Origin of the sequence: Fimbriimonas ginsengisoli Gsoil 348, assembly GCF_000724625.1 — a bacterium.
Lineage (GTDB): Bacteria > Armatimonadota > Fimbriimonadia > Fimbriimonadales > Fimbriimonadaceae > Fimbriimonas > Fimbriimonas ginsengisoli.
In genome coordinates this window covers 1,158,833-1,179,776 of record NZ_CP007139.1, presented here as the reverse complement: position 1 = coordinate 1,179,776, position 20,944 = coordinate 1,158,833, and the positions used below count along the sequence as shown (strand labels likewise).

The following is a 20,944-nucleotide window of genomic DNA, read 5'->3' as shown; positions in this document are numbered from 1 at the left end:
CGGGTGAATCTGTTTCGTCAATCTATTTGGTTGATGACCATCAAGCCAGTGGGTCCCAGGGGCATCCTGCCCCTGGCCCTTTCACCGGACTAAGGATGGCCGTGGGGTTCATCGGCTGGGAGCCGATGCTACGTTTCTACTTTCCAAACGTTCGGTGGAGGGCGGGGTAGGGGACGTTGGGGCCTTTGGCGGCGGCCCAGAGGATTTGGTTTAGGGCGTCGGCGGGGGCTTTGTCGTATTCCGTCAGGTTCATCGCCATCGATTCCTTGGCGCCGGGGGCTTTGGGGGAGTTCTTGGCTTGGAGGTCGACTTGGGCGGGGGCCGGTTGGTAGGGGGTGGTGTCGGCTTTTCGACCGAAGACTCCAAACATGGGGGTGGCGGCGGCATCGTACTGGGTCATCGGCGGGAGGCCGAGGAGGAGTTCGATGGTCCGTACCATGCTCACTTGGCTGTACATCGTATGGTCGACGGCGTGACGCTTGACCCACGGGCTAACGACGAGGCCGAACGTTCGGTGAGCGTCCACGTGGTCGGGGCCGTCTTGAGCGTCGTCCTCCACGAAGAAGATCGCGGTGGATTTCCAGAACTTGCTCCGGCTGGCGGCGGCGATGATCTTGCCGATGGCGACGTCGTTGCTCGCCACGCACGCCTCCGGAGTGAAGGAACCGGGCCGGGTACCGCTGGTGTGGTCCTCGCCAAGCGACATGATCATGAAGCTGGGCAACTTCCCGGTGGTTTCCGCTTTGTGAAGATCCTTGATCCAGCCATCCACGCGGTTCATATCGCGTCCCTCGGACCAGGTGCCGCGACTATCGACCGGGACGGCATGGCCGCCCAGATAGTCGGAGTCTCCCTCGCCGTACGCCTTTACGGAGAGTCCATGACGGCGGGCCAGGTCCCAGAGGTAGCCGGCGGCGGGAACCTGAAGCTCTTCCCCATTGACGATATCGCCGTGGTCGGAGTAGCCGGAGGTCCACTGCTTCTGCATCTCATCCGTCGCGATCGCCCCGTCGCACCAGCTATGGCCGTCGTAGCTCACTTCGCCGTTGCAGTAGAGGTTGTCCAGCAGGGTGTATTCGCGGGCGAGCTTGTGGCGGTTCGGCGTTACTTTCTCGCCGTACATGCAGAGATACGGTTCGCCGTTCCCTTCCTTCATGTCGCCAAACACCTGATCGTACGTGCGGTTTTCCATGATCACGTAGAGGACGTGGTCGATGGGAGACGGCTTGTTGGTGGCGTCGGGAACGATCGAATCGCTCTTCGCGGCGGTGCGCAAGACGTTGTCGACCCGGAACGGGATGTTGGCCCGTACCTGCCGGGTCCAAGCGGTGAGCGCCGGGGCGCTCCCGATTGGAATCGCGCTGACGTACCCTTCGAAGCAGTTACCGGTGTAGTCGAATTTTTGACCCTGCCTTCCCTCTTCCGGATTGGCGACCTTGCTCGGGTAATTGGCGCGAGAGTGGAGACCTTTACCGACGGCAACGTATAGCTGGGACTCGCCAGCGGCGACGGCGGTGGGATACCAACCCGTGGGGATGAAGCCTTGAATGGTTGTCGTCTTAGGATCGGAGATATCGGCGACGAGGACGTCGTTATTGTCCGCGTTGGCCACGTACAGGGTCTTGCCGTCGGGGGCGACGGAGACGGCGACGGGGGAGCTTCCTTCGAGGAGGGTCGGTTCGATCGCCGTATTGAGCACTTCGCGGACCCCTTCTGGAGGCCGGGTGGCGCGGGTTGGGCCGCCAACCGCCGCTTCCAGGGATCGGGTTTGGATGACATGCACGGTGTTGTCGCCCGCGCAGGCGACGAAAAGGCGACCGTCGGGCGCGAGCGCCATGTCGTTCGGCCGGATGCCGACCCGGATGTCGCGGACGTGGGCGTTCGTCTGGGTGTCCACGACGGTGACGCTATTGCTTCCCCAATTGCTGATGTACAGGTGGCGGCCATCTTCGCCGAGGCAGCAGCTATGGGGATTGCTTCCGGTGTTCACGATTCCGAGCACTTTCAAGGTGCCCGGTTCCAAGGCGTAGAGCTGGTTGAATGACTCGTTGCACGCGTAGATCCGACCCGTTTTGGGACTGACGGCGAGGCCGGAGATAAAAGCGTATTCGGGCCCCTTGATCTCGTTTCGCTTCGTCAGCTTGCCGGCGTCGTAATCGAAGGCCAGGAGCTTTCCGGAGTTGCCGCCGGAAATGTAGAGCGTTTTTCCGTCGGGACTGAAGGCGATACCGTTCCACACCTTTTCGAGGTCGACGGTTTGGATGACTTGGTGGGTAGCGGCGTCGAGGGTGGTCACATGCACGCCGCCGAAGCCGAGGGTGGTGGTGACAAGCTGCTTGCGGTCGGGCGAAAAGACCATCTTGAGCGCCATATCGCCGATCCGGACGTGGTTTCCCACCGGCGTAATGCCCCACCCATTCATCAGAAGGTTCGGCCCGGGGTGAACGACCGGCTTCGCCTTCGTGACGGCACGGTAGGTGGCAAAGGAAACGGCGCCGACAGCGACCAGCGAGAGAATCAGGTACCCGCGATTCATGGCAACTGCAGGCTACCCGCGAGAGACAGGGTGTTGGGGTGTTGCGGCCGGGAGCGCGTGGACCCGTGGCGGGACTGAGTCGATCGGGACACTTGGCAACCTATCTTCGACGCCAGCAATTTAACCTGGATTCCTGTTCTTAAAATGCGATAACTCGCGGAGTGACCGCGGGTAGTCTCCGCCACTGGGTAGAACGGTTGTCCCTTTGTTTTTTAGTGCCCGATCGCCGTTGATAGTTGGCATGCTCGTTCTAGGCGCATCTTCGCGCGCTCAGATCGCGCCCCCACATATCAAGGCCTCGAAGCTGACCAAACCTCCCAAGATCGATGGGAAGGTCGATCCCGAAGAATGGAAGGAAGCGACGCACGTCCTCCGGTTTGTCGATCCCTACACGGGTAATCCGACGAGCGATGCGACCGAAGGCTGGGTCGGCTACGACGGCGACGCGATTTACGTCGCATTCATCTGTCACGACTCCCAGCCGGGCGGACTCATCGGGCGCGAGATCCAACCGGGCTCGGAGATGCAAGACGAGGACACCGTCACTTTCCGCATCAACCCATTCGGTACCCGAGGTTACGAGGGGCGGTCTCGATTCCGGGTGAACCTGCTCAACACGCAGAGCGAGGAAATCTCCGGCGGCCGTGCGGCCAAACGGGAATGGCGAGGCGATTGGAAATCCGCGACCCAACGGCTCCCCGATGGGTGGAGCGTCGAGATGAGCATTCCGTGGAAGATGCTCAACTACCCGAAGGGGAAAGCGCTCAACATGGACCTTAACCTCGAGCGGTTCCAAGCGCGAACGAGGATCGGCTCGAAGTGGGCGAACACCACGGTTGCGGACCGTCCGGAATACGCGGGGTTCTGGGAAGGGGTCGAAGCTCCGACGAAGGACGACCGGAAAAAAATCCAGTTTCTGGCCTACACGGCGCCGGAATACGACCACGGGCGTTCGACCCTGCGCTCGGGCCTCGACGTCCGGTACTCGCTTACCCCGACACTTACATCACTCGTAAGTCTGAATCCGGATTTCCGGAACATCGAAAACCAAATCGCCGGCGTGGATTTCACACGGACCGAGCGATTCTTGGACGAGGCGCGTCCGTTCTTCAACGAAGGGAGCGACTTCTTCGACCTTACCGGCGAGTTCACGTTCGGCCGGATGTTCTATTCCCAACGGATTCCGACCTTCGACTACGGCGCCAAAGCGTATGGCCGCATCACTCCCACCCTCTCCGCGGGGGTTTTGACGACCGTCGATACTGGCCACACGACCGCCTCCGTCGCTCGAATCGCGAAGACCTTCGGCCCAAAGGCGGACGCTTCGATTTTTGCCACTCGCTTCGACCAAGTGGGACGGACGAACAACGCCTATGGCGCGACCGCCTTTGCCCGGCGCGGAACTTTTTCGGCCGACTTTCAAGGCGCCACTGAGGCCGACGAACGCGGACCAACCGACTCGGCCTACAGTTATGCCGCGAACTACGAGGTTCCCAAGTGGTTCTCGACTTTCAAGTTCGAGCATGTCGACAAGAACTTCGATCCGCCTCTCGCTTACGTCCCTTGGCAAGACCGCCACGGTTGGTACCAGTACACCGATTACTCGACCGAATACCGAACCGGACCGATCCGGGGATTCAACGCGAACGTCTACACCGCCCACTACCACACCAACGCGGGCGCGCTCCAACAGGAGGGGATGGAGTGGTTCGCCGGCGCAACGACCCGAAAGGACATTCGGATTTCCGCGAGCCGGGTCGATACCCAGTTTGCCGACGGCCGCGACTCGGTCACCGGCCTCGGCCTAAATTTCAACCAAAGCAACCGGTTCAAGCGGTTCGGCGGCTATTTCGAAACCGGCGAACGCGGTTCCAAGCCGAGCACCTTCTTCTCCTTGCACGGCTCGGTTCGAGTGCTGAAACGGCTTGACCTGGGGGCGGAGTTCTCGGCCCTCCGATTCGACGGCACCGACCAGCTCGCCATCGTCACCATCGGCAGCGAGCTCAGCCCAACCCGCTCGATTACCGGCCGCTTCGTCCAGCGAAACGGCAAACAAAACGCCTACCTCGCCTTCCGCAACGGCGGCCTAAATGGCACCGAGCTCTACTTCATCCTCGGCGACCCGAACTCCGACACGTTTCAGCGGAGGGTGAGCGTGAAGGTGGTTTGGGCGTTTTGAGGGGACGGGGTAGGCGTTAGGCGCTGGGCGTTAAGGCGTTGGGCGTTAGGGAAAACCGGATTACCTTTCATCGGCGCGCAGCGCCTAACGCCTCAACGCCCAGCGCCTAACGCCTACCTTTCCTCATCTTCACCGCCAAATCTCCGTCGAACCCTGGGAGGGGGACTCGGACTTTGCCGGTTCGGGGGACGGTGACCGTGCGGGTGCTGAGGACGATTCCTTTCCAGGTGTCCCAGTACTCGACGGTCCAAGTACCCGATGCCAGTCCGGCGAGGCCGATCATCGTCGGGGGGACCGGCGGGAGCTTTTCTTTCATCACGGCGAGCCGCTGCCAAGTGCGTCCCTCTGGGCGGAACCAGGCAAGCACCGTATCGTTTCCGACGATACACCAACCGTCGATCGGAGGCTTGGAACGAGGGGTCAACGCCACGAACCGGTAGGAGGCCATGAACCAATCCTTGCCGACGTTCTCGACCCGGATCGTATGAGCGCCGGCGGGGACGGTGAAACCGTAGCGGCCGGAATACTTCGTCAATGTTTCGGTGCTGGTGTCGGTATCGGCAAAGTCGCGGGTCATGATCCGCTCCCCGTCCAGCTCGACCTTCAACGTGGCTCCCCCAAAACCGGAAACATCCCCCACGATCACTTCGAACCGGGTCGGCCGCGGTAGGTTCACCTTAAAACGCACCGGGTTGTGCAGGTCCGGGTGGTTAACCACTCCGTGCTGGATCCCCGCCAACGGAAGCGGCCCTTGGACGCCGGATGGCGAAACCGTCAACGTCTTCGGTTGGTTCGCGCGCGATTTGCCCCAGTCGATCGGCCCACCCTCGAAGATGAGATCCTTGTATTGCCGCTTCGTAGGCTCCGACTGGTAAGCGAATGTGATGTCGTTCAACTGGAACGCTTCGCCCGGCCAGTCGATCCCGTCGACGAAGCGGGCCACCGCCCCAAAAATTGGATAAAGACCGTTGGGCGCGGTGAGGTTGTCCCACCACCATGGGGAGGCAGCCCCGGAGACGCCGCATGCGACGCTCGCCCACATCGGATCGTGAATCTGGATTCCGGTCGGATCGTCCTTCTCTCTCGAGCCCGAGGCATCCGCTCCGACTTCGCCGATAAGGTGCGGGCGGCCCCATGCCTTGCGCGACTGCTGAAGCAGAACCGTTCCGGCCAGGTCCGGGCTGCCGTAATGGTGGGTCTGGAAATAGTCGAGCTCAGGTATCAGCTCCAGATCGCGAATCCCCATCGTATTGCCGACGCTCGTGGTGACCGGGTGGGCATACGGGTCGATCCGATGGAGCTCCGCTCCCATTCGCCGGTGCCAATCGCGGACAAGGTCGACGTTGAAATCCTGAACGATGTCGACCTCGTTCCACATCTCCCAGGAAAACACGTTGGAGAAGGCGGAGTACCGAGCGACCAGATATCGAAGCTTCGTCTTGAACAGCCGGTCCATCTCCGGATCGGTCCAGAAGTCGCTCCAGATGCGCAACGGCCCGCCGTTCTCCCGGTTATGCGGCGTTTTGGGCCACCACGGGTAGGCATCGGTGTTGCGCAAGATGTTGTACGACTCGATGCAGAGCTGCAGATTCAGACCGTTCTGACGGGCGAGGTCGAGCACGTAATCGAGCCGCCAGGCATTTCCCAGGTCGAACTGCCCCATTCCTTTCCCTTCTTCCGGCTTGCCCGGAACGTCTAGGGCGAAAGTAGTCCAGAAAGGGGAAAGCCAAAGCCGGGCGTAGTTCGCCTTTTGCTTCCCGTAGTCGGAAAACCATTGGTCGTAGTTGAACGTGCCGGGGTCGCCGCCCCAACATACGTTGGAGCCGACCGGATAGTAGGCGGAGCCGTCGTCGTACTCGAAGTACCGCCGATCACGGGGGCTGACGCGGATCATCCCGTGCTGCGTCCCCTCGGTCGCCATGAAATGGATTCCCGTTCGCTTGGAAACGCCGGTTCGGTCGCGGAAGGTCAGCTCGACCCGGTGCTCACCGACCTCTTTGGGTGCGATCCGTACGAGCCACTTTGGGCTTCCGGATGGGGAGAGCACCTCCTTCCCGGCGCTTAGCTCGCGCCCGAACGGTTGGTAGAAGAATCCCGGTAGATCGTACGCTTGGCCGCTCGGCGGGATTACGTGCGCATCGAGCGCGACGTCTTCGGGATCGAACGGGTTTTCGAACGTTCCATGGGCATCGACCTGGATCTCCTCTAGTCCCAATCGCGGAACTTTGGGTGCGGACAGACTCGCTCCGGAAATGCCGAGTCGTTCGGACTTCGCATATGGCGTATGAATCGGCGCGTCTCGCCGGTGGGCGAGGATGAGGGCGAAGGCGAAGGTGGACAACATAACAACTCAGCGCCGACCTAGCGACGGATAAAGACCATTGTCTCCGCTTCCCGCCGCTCGTCGCGCCGTTATTCGCATTTTCGGATCGTTCTAGGCCTTTTTGAGTTCCGGAAACGCCTCGGCGCCTACTCTATCCGCTTATATGGCGTGTACCCGCCGCGAGCGGTAGTCACGGGGGTGAAGACGCGGATTGACTTGGGCGGAAGTGTTACCTCGACCATGCCGGCAAAGGTCAATGTCTGCGCGGACGAAAGGCGGTCGGTGAGCCGGGTGCCGTTCATGATTCGGCCGTCGCGAATGCCGACGATCTCGTGAACCGGCGCGTCGGTGGGATTGGCAAGAACGATGGCGGTTTCTCCCACTCTGTCCGTAAGCCGGAGGAACGCCAGCAGGTGCTCAGATTCCAAACGCCGGAAATCGCCGATCCGTAAGGATCGAACCTTCTTACGCATTTCGACGAGGCGGCGATTCCATTGCAACTCAGGATTTGAGTTGACGTTGAGATCCCATCGCATCGGGCCGCGCGAGCCGGGGTCGCCGGCGCCCGTCATTCCGAGCTCCGTTCCGTAATACATGACGGGAGCGCCAGGGAGGGTGAATTGCAGTGCCTGAGCGATGTGGCGGCTCTTCTCGTCTGGCAAAAGGTTGAGGAGTCGGTCAGTGTCGTGGTTATCGAGCACCAACCAAGAGCGGAGCACCGGCTCGATCCCCGAGTCGGCGATCATGCGCTCGAGCATGTGCCCCGCCACCGGACCTTCCAGCTTGCCGGTGGCAAACGCGGAAGCGATCCTCCCCGCGTGGAAGTTCATGATGCCGTCCATCGCCGGGGACCACCCTTCCGGATAGTTCCAGACCTCGCCGATAACGACGGAATCGGATTTCGCCCGATGAGCCGCTGTCGTGAGCTCGTGAAGGTATTTCGTTCCAAGCTCGAAAGCGGTATCGAGACGCCAACCGTCCACCCCTTCCTTCAAATATTTTTGAACGACCGATTCCGGTCCTTCCCAGAGATACTTTCGCACCTCGGGATTTTCGATTCGCAGCTCCGGGAGGTTGGCGACGGTCTCCCACGCTCGATATCCTATCGGATACTTCGAACCGATGAAAAACCAGTTCCGGTAAGGGCTCTTCGGATCCTTCAGGGCGGACTGGAATCGAGGGGCGTTCCGCCCCATGTGATTGAAAACCCCGTCCAGCATCAGCTTCATTCCGTGGGCATGAAGCTCGTGGGCAAGGTCGATCACGTCCTGGCGGGTGCCGTATTCGGGGGCGACCCGCTCGTAGTCCAGCGCGTCGTACTTGTGGTTCGTCAACGCCTCGACGATCGGGTTTAGGTAAACGACGTCGGGACCAAGGGCTCGAACGTAGTCGAGCTTCGAGCGGAGGCTCTTGAGGTCCCCACCCCAGAACGCCAGCTCGTGCGACCACAGGCCGACCTCTTGGTTAAGTGTCCCCGGCTTGGGATCTTCCGACCACGGCCGGAGTGATCGAGGCGCCGCATACAGGTGTCGCTTCGCCTCGAGGTTGGCGGGCGGAGCGAACCGGTCTACGAAGATTTGATAGACGATAGGCCCGTTCCACCAGTCTCGCTCGCGAGCGGCAAACGTTTTAGCATCGGGAAGGGTGGCGGCAAGCACGGGCAGTAGCAACAAGGGGGTCATAGGACGCAGATGCAGGATACTTCGGCTGGGCGTTGGGCGCTAGGTGCCGGGGCGTGAAGGAAAAGTGATGCGGTAAAGCTGCCCAACGCCCTGACGCCTCAACGCCCAACGCCTCACACCAATATAAGGTTCACTCCGGAGAGAGATGGCGACGCTGAAAGATATCGCGAAGCGGAGTGGAGTTTCCACTGCGACGGTCTCGTATGTGATCAACAACGGACCGCGCGATGTGTTGCCCGAGACCCGCGCACGGGTGCTGCAGGCGATTCAGGAGCTGAATTACCATCCCAACGCCTTCGCCCGCGGGCTGAAAGGGAAGAAGGGGGATGTCCTTGGAATCGTTTTTCCGCACGAAGTGGCCGCGCCGCTCGAGAACGATTACTTCTCACCGGTCTTGGCCGGCTTGCTCGACGCCGCGACGGCGCGTCGAAAGATTTCCATGCTTTTCACCGGCATGAAGTGGGACGAGGCCGAGCGAAACGTGCCGGTTTACTCGGATGGCCGGTGCGAAGGCTTGGTGCTGATCGCGCCACCTCGCGAAAGCCGGCTGGTTCCGCTGCTGCTCGAGAAGGGAACCCCGATCGTCGTGATCGGGACTCGAATACCGGGCGCGACCGTAACCACCGTCGACTCGGACAATGTCGAAGGCGCACGCATCGGCGTGCAGCACCTTATCGATCTGGGGCATCGCCGGATCGCGATGATCAAAGGACCGGTGAACTCCAGCAGTGGCCCGGAGCGGTATGCGGGATACCTTCAGGCTCACGGGGATAGCGGCTTGGAAGTCGACCCCGAATTGGCAGTGCAGGGGGCGTATGAAGATATCGTCGCGTATCGCGCCTCGCGCGACCTGCTGGCGAGGCCCCCGAAGCGACGCCCGACGGCGATCTTTTGTCCGCAAGACAGCATCGCGGCCTCGGCGATGCGGGCGGCCGAGGACCTTGGCTTGCGGATTCCGGATGACGTCTCCCTCGTCGGGTTCGACGACGTCGCGCGGGCGAAATCGCTGCATCCTCCGCTCACCACCCTTCGTCAGCAGTTGCGCGAGATCGGCGTCTGCGCAGCGACGAAGCTCTTCGAGCAGATCGCCGACCCGACCCACCCGCCTGCCGACGTTATTTTTGATGTCCAGTTTGTTCGCCGGGCTTCGACGGCGCCGCCCCCAAAGTACGGCTGACCCCGGACCGCCGCTCTCCAGAGCGGCTTCCCACCACGCGAGCCGCTCTGGAGAGCAGCGGTCCAATTAAGCTTGGGAAAGGATCGCTTCCGCCCGCTTCTTCGCGTCGGCAAAGGCCGCTTCGACTTGAGTCGTTGGCGCGACGTCGGCGTCGTCGGCAAGGCGCATCAACCCTAGCAGCTCGCCCGCCAGCCGGTTCGCCGCGTCCCCTCCCTTCGCGCGGAGACGCCGGGCAAGATCGTAAGACCCGTAGCCGATAGCGAACTGGCGTTCCAGACCGGCACGGGAAGTCTTGACTCGGGGGTCTATTCGCAAAACGAGCGGGACGGTTTGCGTTTGGCCGTTTGCGGTGAGCCGCACCGTGTATTTGCCCGGCCTGGCCCAGGGGCCGGGAGCCTCCACCGGAGTGTCTCCCAGAACGGCGGCCATAGTGTAACGACCCCCCGGAAGCGGACCGTATCGCATGTTCCAAAGGAACCGGTGCGATCCTGCCGTCCGCGGGAGCGGCTCGAATGGCCGGATCCAATCCGGATCGATATCGAGTCCTCGTGGATCGACGGGTGGCGCCGGGTCGTCGCTCGCGTAGCGGCGTACCAGCCTTCCCTTGTCATCGAAGATTTCCAGTGTCGTCTTGTCGCAATCTCGGGCGAGATGAAAGTTGATGATCGCTCCGTCCGGCGGGTTCTCACCCCCCGGCTCTTCGGGAGGTAGCGGGGTGTCGGAGTTCATATTCCAACGCACGCGGGTGGCCACTTGAGGGACATATAGCACGGTGTCTCGCGACGTTAGCTCGCCGCTGAGATGACGGAGGTCGAGTTGGCGTAGCGGCGTGACGTCGTCAAGGATCCAGAACGAGCGACCGTGGGTGCCGACGACCAGATCGTCGTCTTTCACAACCAGGTCGCGGATCGAAGTAGCCGGCATGTTTTGGCGTAGCGGCGACCACGAGACGCCGTCATCAATCGAGACGTAGACCGCGCGCTCGGTACCCGCGTACAGGAGCCCGCGACGAACCGGATCCTCCCTCACCACGTTCACCGGCTCGTCCGCCGGAATTCCGCTCGTGCCTTCCGACCACGTTCGCCCGTTATCGTGGGTCACGTAGATATGCGGGCGCATGTCGTCGAGACGGATGCGGTTCACCGAAACGTACGCGGTTGATCGGTCGTGTCGCCCCGCGTCGATCTGGGCGATTTTGCTCCAGGGCGTCAGACCCGGGGGCGTCACGTTTGACCAGTGCGCGCCGCCATCGGCGGTGCGCCATACCAAGCCGTCGTCGGTGCCCGCCCAAATCGTGTCCGCCTCTTGATAGGAAGGCGAAACCGCGTAGATAACCCCCCGCCGGCCAGGCTTGCCGAACAGGGCATCGGTGGGGAGCATGGGGTTTTCCCGACTTAGGTCAGGACTAACAATCTTCCAGCTATTCCCTCCGTCGCGAGTCTTAAAGAGAACGTTGGTGGCCAGGTAGAGCGCGTGTTTGTCGACCGTCGAGAAGATGAGCGGGGAAGTCCGCAACGCGCGGTACTTGCCGGAGCGGACCGCTTCCGGCCCAACCTCCTGCGTCTGCCCGGTGCTTTCGTCGTACCGGGTCCCTTTGCCCCCGTAGATGATTCCGGGGTTCAGCGGATCGGGCGCGATGTAGGCATACTCGTCGGCGCCGACAGGGTGCCAATCGTGGAAAGTGATGCGCCCGGCATTCCCCCGACTGGCGACGCCGGCGGAGCCGCTTTCCTGCTGGCCGCCGTACACCCAGTACGGATAACGGAAGTCGGTGGCGACGTGATAGAACTGGGCGGTCGGCTGGTTGTACCAACTGCTCCAGGTGTCGCCCCCGTTGAGCGTCACGCTCGCCCCTTGGTCGGCGGCTAGCAGCATGATCTTCGGGTTTTCCGGGTTGATCCAGATGGTGTGGTAGTCGTCGCCCCCGGGCGACCCTTTCCAGCCGATGAACGTCTTTCCGCCGTCGATCGATTTGTACGAAGCGGTGTTCGCCACGTAAACGACGTCCGGATTCATCGGGTCCACCCGCACCTCGGCAAAGTCGTCTCCCCGGCCCCAGATGCGGCGGTCCGGGTTGATCCTCTTCCAACTCTCGCCCCGGTCGTCCGAGCGGTAGAGCCCACCCAATTGGGGAGCGTCGACAATGGCGTAAAGCCGGGTCGGCTCACTGGGAGCGGGGGCGAGGCCGATGCGGCCGAGACCCTCTTTGTTCGTGGGGAGTCCCTGGGTGAGCGGCCGCCAATGGATCCCATTGTCGGTCGATTTGTAGAGGCCGCTGGTGGTCCCTCGCCACATGCCGTTCTCCCACGGAGCCAACCGCTGCGCGAAGAGGTCGGCGTAGACGACATCCGGATTCTTCGGGTCGGCGACCACGGTCATCGCGCCTGTGTCGGTGTCCTTGTATAGGGTCTTCGTCCAGCTTTGCCCGCCGTCGGTGGAGCGGTAGACGCCGCGCTCTTCGTTTGGCCCGTACGGGTGCCCGAGGACGGAGACAAGCAATCGGTTTGGATCTCGCGGATCGACGAGGATCCCAGTGATCTGCTGGCCGTCGCGCAGCCCAAGGTGCTGCCAGGTCTTACCGGCGTCGCCCGACCGGTACATGCCGTTCCCGACCGACAGGTCGGGTCGCTGCAACCCTTCGCCGCTGCCGACATAGAGGACATTCGGGTCCGTCGGGGCCACGGCGAGCGCGCCGATGGAGCCGCTCGATTCTTTGTCGAAAATCGGCTCCCACGTCCGCCCCGCGTCGTCGGTTTTCCACACGCCGCCGTTGTTGACGCCGATGTAGAAGGTATGCGGCTGCCCTGGCACACCAGTCGCACCAACCGTGCGGCCACCTCGAAACGGCCCGATCATCCGCCATCGAAGCGCGGAGTAATACCCCGGGTCAACCGGCGCCGCCGGCGAGGTCCCGATCAGCAAAGCGGCAAGGAGCAAAGATGCCATGGCAGTCACTCAGCATACAGCGAGGGTGGGATCGGAGTGAATAAACCCCTTTGCGTCTTCGCGTCTTTGCGTGACACTCCGGAAACGGAATCTCTCGCAAATGCGCGAAGACGCAAGGAAACGAGTTGCCACCCCCCGTTGCTACCTTTCCTCCGTTGATATATCGGTCAATTACTTGTTAAAGTAAGCGCATGGGACATCGTGGTCTGGTTGTGATTTTGGCGGCGCCTCTCTTTGCCGCGGGAGCGGACTCGACGGCGCAAAGGGGTGAGGCGGCTCATGTGATGCCGAGCATTCGGAAAGATCACTCGGACGCGATCAAAGTGTGCCAGGTCGGCTACCTGCCGGAAGAGACGAAGTTCGCCGTCGTCACCGCCTCCGCGTCGCAAGCGGTGGTGAGACGAGCCGGCGATGGGAAAGCCGTCCTGACCGTCACCCCCGGACCCGAGCGCGTGGATTCCGATTCCGGCGATGCCGTTCGGGAGGTCGACTTCTCCAAGCTCACCAAGTCCGGCACCTACTACCTCGAAGTTCCTGGATTAGGAACGAGTTACGACTTCCGCATCGGAAAGGACGTCTTCGCCCACTCCTTCCGCCTTGCGATGCGCGCATTTACCGGCCAGCGATGTGGAACGGCCGTGAGCCTCGCTCCGGACTTCCCCGAATACCACTATCCCGCCTGCCACACCGGCGACGCGCAGTTCCACGTTTCCAGCGGCAAAACCGGCGTCAAGGAGTGCACTGGCGGATGGCACGATGCCGGCGATTTTGGCCGCTACATCGTGAACTCCGGGATCACCACGGGCACCTTGTTATGGGCATACGAGCTGAACTCGAAGAAGCTTGGAAAGATTCGCCTAGACCTCCCGGAGAGCGGCAATGGCGTCCCGGACATGCTGAACGAGATCCGATGGAATCTGGAGTGGATGCTCAAGATGCAGGACTCCGACGGCGGGGTTTGGCACAAGGCGACCACCGCTCAGTTCCCCGCCTTCATCATGCCGCAGGACGACCACGGACAAATGCTGATCGTTGGCAGCGGCCACGCCCCGTTCAAGACCACCGCCGCCACCGCCGACTTCGCCGCCGTGATGGCGATCGCGGCCCGTGTATATAATGAAGTACGACTGGGTCTTCGCCAACCACTGTGGGGGCGCCGCAGGAAATGCGTGGGCGTGGCTCCGCTCGAACGGCGACGCCACCTTCCGAAACCCTCCCGGCATCGGGACCGGCGGCTACGGCGACGACAACATGAAAGACGAGCGTTTATGGGCCGCCGCCGAGCTGTTCCGTTTGAGCGGCGGCAAGGAGTACAACGACTACTTCTTGGCGCATTACGGCGAGTGGAGCCCAACCATCAAAGGAGACGCGCCTCAAGGCTGGCCCGTCGTGGGGAACATGGCGATGTACACCTACGCCCTGTCGGGACGTAAGGAGGCGGATGCGGACGCCGTTAGCAAGATCAAAGCGGACGCGGTGAAGGCGGCGGACGAAATCGCGGCTCGGACGCAAACGAACGGTTACCGCGTGCCGATGCTGTCGAAGGATTACATCTGGGGCAGTAACTCAGTGGTGGCCAACTACGCGATGATGGCGCTCATCGCCAACCGTTTCACCCCGAAGGCCGAGTATCGGAACTGCGCGCAGGACTCGCTGCATTACCTGCTCGGACGAAATACGTTTAACACCAGCTTCGTCACCTGGCTGGGAAGCAAAAGGTACATGCACCCGCACCACCGCCCCAGCGGCGCCGACGGTATCGAGCAACCGTGGCCCGGAATGCTCGCGGGCGGTCCGAACGCCAACCGGAAGAGCCCGCCCGCCAAGCAGTGGGAAGACCGCGAGGCGAACTTCACCGTTAACGAGATGGCAATCAACTGGAACGCCCCCCTCGTTTTCGTACTAGCCGAATCTCTCCCGTAGTGTCGGCGGTGGCGGCGGGTCCGGAACGGGTATTCAGAGATGGATAGCCCGATGAACTTTCAAACCATCATCACCACCCGCCGCGACGGGAAGCGCCATACAGATCGGGAATTGCACTTCCTCGCGGAAGGGGCGGCCAAAGGGACGATCCCCGACTATCAGTTGGCGGCCTGGCTGATGGCCGCCTACCTGAACCCGCTCGACGACGAGGAAACCGCCTGGCTCACCATGGCGATGGCGGAGAGCGGGGACCGCATCGACCTCTCTGGCTTGCCCAAGCCCTGGGTGGACAAGCACAGCACCGGAGGAGTCGGCGATAAAACGACGATCATTTTGCTGCCGATCCTCGCCGCATGCGGGCTGACTCTGGTGAAGATGAGCGGGCGCGGACTCGGCACTACCGGCGGGACCCTCGATAAGCTCGCGTCGGTACCGGGATTCCGGATCGACCTGACGCCGGAGGAGATGAAGGCGCAGGCGGCCAAGATCGGGCTTGCGATCACCGGTCAGTCTCCCGACCTCGCTCCGGCTGACAAGGCGATCTACGCGCTACGCGACGTCACCGGCACGGTCGAGTCGATCCCCTTGCTTGTATCCAGCATTCTTAGCAAGAAGATCGCGGGCGGGGCCGATGTCATCGTTCTCGACGTCAAGAGCGGATCCGGCGGCTTTATGCGTACCGAGGCCGGAGCTCGGTCTTTGGCGGCCGCGTTAGCTCGGACGGCAAAGGCCTGCGGTCTCAACTGCCACCTTGCGCTCACCGATATGGAGCAGCCGCTCGGGTGCGTGGGGAACGCGATCGAGATCGAGGAGGCGCGACAGGCGTTGCGCAACGAGCCGAACGATGCGGGCACGCAGAGGCTCATCGATTTGTGCCTCGACCTTTCGGGAGTCGCCTTGCGCGGCGCCGGGCTCGCTCCGGATCTAGTGGCTGGCCGAGAGATGGCAAGGCGAGCCCTGGAGTCGGGTGACGCGTATGAGAAGGCTCGGCAGTGGTTCGCCGCTCAAGGCGCCTCGATCGATGCGAAGTTACCGCAAGCCGCGGTTCGCAAGACGGTCGAGGCGCAAGCGGATGGCTGGGTCGAAACGATCAACGCGGAACTGGTCGGTCGAGCGGTGATCGACATCGGTGGCGGACGAAGAAAGAAGGAGGATAAGATCGACCCCTCTGCCGGAGTCGAAGTCCACACCATTGTCGGCGCTCGAATCGCGCGTGGCGAGCCGCTCTTCACCGTCTTTGCCTCGACCGAGAAAAAGGCCCAGCACGCGGCGGAAAGGGTATCGAACGCGATCACGTTTTCGGACGAGGAAGTCGCGCAGAGGCCCGTGGTTTTGGAAGTTATGTGAGCCATGCGCACGGGTTTCGGCGGCACGGACATCCGCCTACACCCGTGGCACCCTCTGCGTTATTCTTACGCTATGGGCTCGCATCACCTCACCGATGAGCAGATCGCGTTCTTCGACGCCAACGGGTACTTGATCCTTCGGAATTGGATTACGGGTCCGTTGCTCGAGGCGCTTCAATCCGCTGGGACGGTCTGGATGGAGCGGGGAACTTCCCCCGACCTGAGCGAAGCGGAACGTGGGGACTACGCGTGGGCCAAACGCGAGGTCGGAGAGGTGATGTACCGGGTCGACTATCTGCACGACAAGGGGCAGGAGGCGTCGTTGGCGATGCTAGGCGCCCCGCAAGTCTTGGGGGTGGCCGAGAGTCTTTGTGGGCGGAACTTCGTGCCTACGTACGAGTCGATGGTGTTTAAGCAGGAGGGAGACGGTGAGGTTATTCGCTGGCACCAAGACGCAGTGCATCCGCGCAAACACCGGATCTTCAACTACGATCTTTATCTCGATTCCTCGCGCCAAGGGGCGGGGGCGCTCGTGGTCATTCCGGGAAGCCAACGCGACCGCCTGGACGCTTGCCGGCTAGAAGAAGAGCACGGATGGAGCCCTCCCGGCTCGACAGTCGTGGAGATGGAACCGGGCGACGTTCTTCTCCACGATGTGATGGTCGTCCACGGCTCGCCGCGAGCTTTGGGAAATGCGTTGCGCCGAACGATCTACTACGAATTTCGCGCCGCCGAGCAGATTTTGGAGGAAGGCCCTTGGGACATCCACTGGGTCACGAGTCGCCTAAAGCTCATCCCGCTCGGCCTCCGCGCCTTCGCCCGAATGTTTCCGGATAGCCCGCAGTTCCACTGGCAGCCCGACCCTCAGTTTCAGCAGGAAATCGAGCCCGACGCCGATCTCAAAATCGCCCACGTCGTTCACACCCCTGGATCGCACTGCAGTGCGGGAAGTGTGTTGTGAGAAGGCGTTAAGGCGTTAAGGCGTTGAGGCGTTGAGGCGTTGAGGCGTTGAGGCGTTAGTAGCTTGTAGGCATTACCCTATTCCCAACGCCCAACTCCCAACGCCCAACGCCTTCAAAACTTCGTCTTCTCCTTAACCGTCGGCCCGAACGACGCCAGCGTCCGCCAACCGCGGCCGCCGAGGGAGGACTGGTCGAGTTCGACCGTCATCTTGCGCTTGGTACGAGGGAGGACGATAAGAATATAGGCGTTCTGGAGGACGCTCGCACCGGCTTGGGGGAGGATCTGGGGGCGGATACGCACGAAGGCGGTCCCCTTCTCGTCCCCGACATCGACGATGTCGAAGCCAGTGACATTCCGCGACTGTCCGCCGAAGAGGCACAGCACGACGTTCTTTTCAAAATCGACTACCGGCCGGTCGGGGAGATCGGTAACGGGCGCCGAGATGCCGGGAACGACGTTCGTCGACTGCCGGTGGTCGCGCCATACCCTCGCCCAGTTGGCGTTGTCCTGAACCATTTCCACCCGGGGGCTCTCCACCTGGGAGTCGGCGCCGGTCATTTGTCCGAGGGCCTTGAATGGCGCTTCCTCCTTTGGAATTCCATTCTGCGCCACCGATAGCAGCGTCGAAACGATAATCTTGTAGGCGAGCAGCATTCCTAACTCTCAGACGCGCGGGGCCGCGCATACGTTTGAGAATATCGCTTAACGGCGAAGGAATAGATCCTCGGCATCGCCGAGCGGCTTAGGCCCCCCGCGGTCGGCCGTCTGGTAGACCGAGCCGTCCATTGTGATCCGCATGATCGGCCCGGAAACGTCCGCACCAAAGTCGCCGGTAGGGGACACCTTGCCGATCCATTCGTTTGCAAGAAGACCGACAAGGGGATCGGAACGATTCAGTCGCTTGGCGATCTCGGGAAATGCTCCTGCATAGCTGAACGAAATTCGGTAGGCCGAGCTACGCGGCGCCCGCGGCCGGCTGCCGTCGATGGGATATGCAGGTGCTTTGGTGTTGGCGTACGGGTCGCCGGTGGCGAGGAAATTCGCGGGATCGACCCCGGAAACAGCAAGCGAGGCGAGGCTTGGGGCGGGGATGCCGTCGTTAGACGACTCGTACATCGAGAGCGCCACGTACACCTGTCTCATCCGCTCCGCCTCCCCCTGATCCATCTTTTTGCCCCTTATCCGGAGGCCGATTGCCAGGACGAGAGCGGCGGCGACCACCAAAACGCCACAACCCAAGAGCGTCTCCTTTGTGGTCAGACCCCGTTCCATCGCATAAGCATGACGCCTCGAGACGCGGTTTTCAGGTACACAACATCCAAGGGCGCCTTGCACGCGTAGATGGACGCCCGAACCCCACCATGGCAGCCGTCGCGGACGTCCCGCTCGTCAATATCTCCATCAACGACGTGGCCCTCCAGGTCCCCAAAGGGGAGCTGATCGTCGAGTCGGTGAAGCGTCTCGGGCTCGAAGTCCCGATCTTCTGTTACCACCCTCGAATGAAGCCGGTCGGCATGTGCCGCATGTGCCTCATCGAGATCGGGTTCAAGCAGCCGGACGGATCCGTGCGGAAGATGCCGAAACCGCAGACCGCCTGTACGCTCCCTGCCTCCGAGGGGCTGATGGTCTACACCGACACGCAGCTCTTGCACAACGACCGACGCGGCGTCCTCGAGTTTCTGCTGATCAACCACCCGCTCGATTGCCCGATCTGCGACCGGGGCGGCGAGTGCCCGCTTCAGAACAACACCCTTTTTTACGGCCCCAGCACGAGCCGGTTCGTGGAGCTGAAGCGCCACGCGCCGAAAGCGTTTCCGCTGAGCCAGTACGTAACGCTCGACCTCGAACGGTGTATTCAGTGCGGCCGGTGCGTGCGATTTACCGAGGAGATCTCGGGTGAGGCGGAGCTCGCGCTCCGTTTCCGAGGCGCGAAGACGCAGCCCGGAACGTTTGAGCTGCGGACCTTCGAGTCAAAATTCAGCGGCAACGTCATCGAGATCTGCCCCGTGGGCGCCCTGACCAGCTCCAAATACCGGTTCCGGGCCCGCCCGTGGGACCTCCAGACCCGCCCCGGCATCTGCACGGTGTGCAGTAACGGATGCAACGTATACGTCGACTATCGGGTCGACGAGGTCGCTCGGATCAACGGCCGGACCAATGAGGCGGTCAACGAAGAGTGGACTTGCGACCGCGGCAAGTTTGGGCACTACTCGCTGAATTCGGACAAGCGCCTTTCGAAGGTGCTGGTTCGCGAGGGGGCCGGGCTGGCGCCTTCCGACTGGGCGACCGCGTACGGCCAGATTCTGAGCGTTTTCCAAGGAGGAGACGTGGCGGCGTTAGCCTCCACACGGCTCTCGAACGAAGACCTTTTCACCTTCCGAAATCTTGTGCGGGGCGAGTTTGGTAGCGAAAACCTGGACCATCGGTTCGAGAAAGATCTGATCTCGAATGCCAATCGCTTGGAGAACAAGCTTGGCGTCAAGACGGTCCAGAACACGATCGCGGACTTCGAAACCGTTCCGTCGATCCTCATTTTCGGAACCTCGCTAGCCGACGAGGAGCCGATCCTCTTCCTCCGCGTCCGCAAGGCTTGGTTCAACAAGGGAACCAGGGTCGTCGTCGCCCATGATGGACCGACCGACGCCGACAGTTTCGCCCACCTGATCCTGCGCTACAAACCGGGGACGGCGGCGGCGCTGGCGAACGGTCTGTTGAACGAGCTGGTTTCCACCGGCAAAGCACAAGTCCCGTCGGCGCTCGTGGAGGACTTACGTCAATTCACGCCGGAATATGTGGAGACGGTGACCGGAGTGCCGGCCGCCACCCTGCGCGAAGCCGCGGGGATCGTCGCGGGTAGCGCGACGATCACGACACGCGGTATCTACGATGCGCCGGGCGGCGCCGACGCGGTCGAGACGTTGGCCGGGCTCTCGATGGTTACGGGTGGCACGTTCAACAACTACGCCCGTGGAGCGAACGAGGAAGGAGCGACGCTCCTCGGCGTTCTTCCTGAGAATGGTCTCAACACTCATGAGATTCTCCAAGCGTGCGCCGTCGGAAAAATCAAGGCGCTGTGGCTCGCCGGCGTGGACCCCTTCGACGCACATCCCGATCGCGACCTGGTTCGTCGCGCGTTGGAGAATGTCGACTTCTTGGTTTTTCAGCACCATACGGAGAGCGAGGCGCTGCACTACGCGAGCGTCGTTCTCCCGATGACCGCTCCGACCGAGGCTGAAGGAAGCTTCACGAACTTGGAGCGCCGCGTCCAGCGGTTCGCCCAGGTGCTGCCATGGAAAGGGGATGCCAAGCCGGCGTGGCGCGTTTACACGGAATTGGCGATCCGCCTTCGCCCCTACGCCCCTCCGTTCAATCCAGGCGAAATCTTGGCGCGAATCGCCGCCGAGATCCCGGAGTTCGTGGGTGCGTCGTACGATTCGCTTAAGGGGGAAGGGTTCCTACTTGGCGTCGGCCCCGATCCCGATCCGCAGGATCATACGGCGCCGGTGGAAGTTAACGGTTAAGCGGGGCACTGCCATGGGTCCGGGACTGTTGAAGGCGTTTTCCAGACTTACAGTGTGCATAACCGTCAGCGTTGCTTTTGCCGCGCTGTTAGGCTTGGTCTCGGTTTTCAATCCAGGTTCTTGGGTGGGGGACAATGCATCGGCAAGGACTACGTTTAATCTGCTCTTGCTCGGACTCGTTCAGGTCGTTTGTGCCCTTTCGATGATGTTCTTGAGCGATATTCCCGTTTCTCGCCGCAAGACCATCGCCAAGATTCTTGGTGGTTCAGTGGCGGTTATCGCCTTTTCCTGCCTCTATCTCGCCGACGTCGTCAAGCACAGGTAGCGACGGGCTTTGGCCCCCCTGCG

At 61.9% G+C, this 20,944-nt stretch carries 13 protein-coding genes and 1 pseudogene; 8 read left to right on the top strand and 6 right to left on the bottom strand.

Annotated elements, in window-relative coordinates; all coding sequences use genetic code 11:
* Window positions 1-136 precede the first annotated feature (136 nt).
* On the bottom strand, window positions 137-2,536 hold the full coding sequence (locus OP10G_RS05375; protein ID WP_025226910.1) for a bifunctional YncE family protein/alkaline phosphatase family protein: 2,400 nt from the start codon (window positions 2,534-2,536) through the stop codon (window positions 137-139).
* Between the two features lie 241 nt (window positions 2,537-2,777).
* Here OP10G_RS05375 and OP10G_RS05370 point away from each other — a divergent pair, with 241 nt between their 5' ends.
* Window positions 2,778-4,715: a DUF5916 domain-containing protein gene (locus OP10G_RS05370; RefSeq protein WP_025226911.1), complete on the top strand. Its 1,938-nt coding sequence runs from the start codon at window positions 2,778-2,780 to the stop codon at window positions 4,713-4,715.
* Between the two features lie 106 nt (window positions 4,716-4,821).
* Here OP10G_RS05370 and OP10G_RS05365 read toward each other — a convergent pair whose 3' ends face one another.
* Entirely contained in the window at window positions 4,822-7,059 is a 2,238-nt protein-coding gene (locus OP10G_RS05365) for a DUF5060 domain-containing protein (protein WP_025226912.1), read from the bottom strand.
* Between the two features lie 125 nt (window positions 7,060-7,184).
* Complete coding sequence (locus OP10G_RS05360; protein WP_025226913.1) at window positions 7,185-8,720, bottom strand: glycoside hydrolase family 13 protein; 1,536 nt, start codon at window positions 8,718-8,720, stop codon at window positions 7,185-7,187.
* 145 nt (window positions 8,721-8,865) lie between these two features.
* On the opposite strand from OP10G_RS05360, the gene OP10G_RS05355 reads away from it, so the two are divergent.
* The gene (locus OP10G_RS05355) at window positions 8,866-9,897 is read left to right on the top strand and encodes a LacI family DNA-binding transcriptional regulator (protein WP_025226914.1); all 1,032 of its coding nucleotides are present in this window, start codon (window positions 8,866-8,868) and stop codon (window positions 9,895-9,897) included.
* Window positions 9,898-9,963: 66 nt separating this feature from the next.
* Here OP10G_RS05355 and OP10G_RS05350 read toward each other — a convergent pair whose 3' ends face one another.
* A complete protein-coding gene (locus tag OP10G_RS05350) occupies window positions 9,964-12,843 on the bottom strand; it encodes a WD40/YVTN/BNR-like repeat-containing protein (RefSeq protein WP_025226915.1) in 2,880 nt (959 codons plus the stop codon).
* Window positions 12,844-13,034: 191 nt separating this feature from the next.
* Here OP10G_RS05350 and OP10G_RS27595 point away from each other — a divergent pair.
* From OP10G_RS27595 to OP10G_RS05335, 4 genes and pseudogenes are all read left to right on the top strand, one after another.
* Window positions 13,035-13,904, top strand: a pseudogene (locus OP10G_RS27595) (glycoside hydrolase family 9 protein); the annotation flags it as partial.
* 55 nt (window positions 13,905-13,959) lie between these two features.
* Window positions 13,960-14,766: a glycoside hydrolase family 9 protein gene (locus OP10G_RS27590; protein WP_265101671.1), complete on the top strand. Its 807-nt coding sequence runs from the start codon at window positions 13,960-13,962 to the stop codon at window positions 14,764-14,766.
* A gap of 51 nt (window positions 14,767-14,817) precedes the next feature.
* Window positions 14,818-16,113, top strand: a complete 1,296-nt coding sequence (locus OP10G_RS05340; protein ID WP_025226918.1) for a thymidine phosphorylase — start codon at window positions 14,818-14,820, stop codon at window positions 16,111-16,113.
* A 72-nt stretch (window positions 16,114-16,185) separates the two neighbouring features.
* Window positions 16,186-17,073, top strand: coding sequence for a phytanoyl-CoA dioxygenase family protein (locus OP10G_RS05335; protein ID WP_158409141.1), 888 nt, complete (start codon window positions 16,186-16,188; stop codon window positions 17,071-17,073).
* A gap of 113 nt (window positions 17,074-17,186) precedes the next feature.
* Here the strand turns inward: OP10G_RS05335 and OP10G_RS05330 are convergent, their stop codons facing one another.
* Window positions 17,187-17,729, bottom strand: a complete 543-nt coding sequence (locus tag OP10G_RS05330; RefSeq protein ID WP_025226920.1) for a hypothetical protein — start codon at window positions 17,727-17,729, stop codon at window positions 17,187-17,189.
* A 48-nt stretch (window positions 17,730-17,777) separates the two neighbouring features.
* Window positions 17,778-18,347, bottom strand: a complete 570-nt coding sequence (locus OP10G_RS05325; protein WP_025226921.1) for a hypothetical protein — start codon at window positions 18,345-18,347, stop codon at window positions 17,778-17,780.
* Between the two features lie 89 nt (window positions 18,348-18,436).
* Between OP10G_RS05325 and nuoG the strand changes: the two genes are divergently transcribed.
* Both nuoG and OP10G_RS05315 read left to right on the top strand, forming a co-directional pair.
* Window positions 18,437-20,596, top strand: coding sequence for an NADH-quinone oxidoreductase subunit NuoG (nuoG, locus tag OP10G_RS05320; protein WP_025226922.1), 2,160 nt, complete (start codon window positions 18,437-18,439; stop codon window positions 20,594-20,596).
* 13 nt (window positions 20,597-20,609) lie between these two features.
* Window positions 20,610-20,921 (top strand): hypothetical protein, encoded by a 312-nt coding sequence (locus OP10G_RS05315; RefSeq protein WP_144241006.1) that lies wholly within the window; start codon window positions 20,610-20,612, stop codon window positions 20,919-20,921.
* Window positions 20,922-20,944 lie beyond the last annotated feature (23 nt).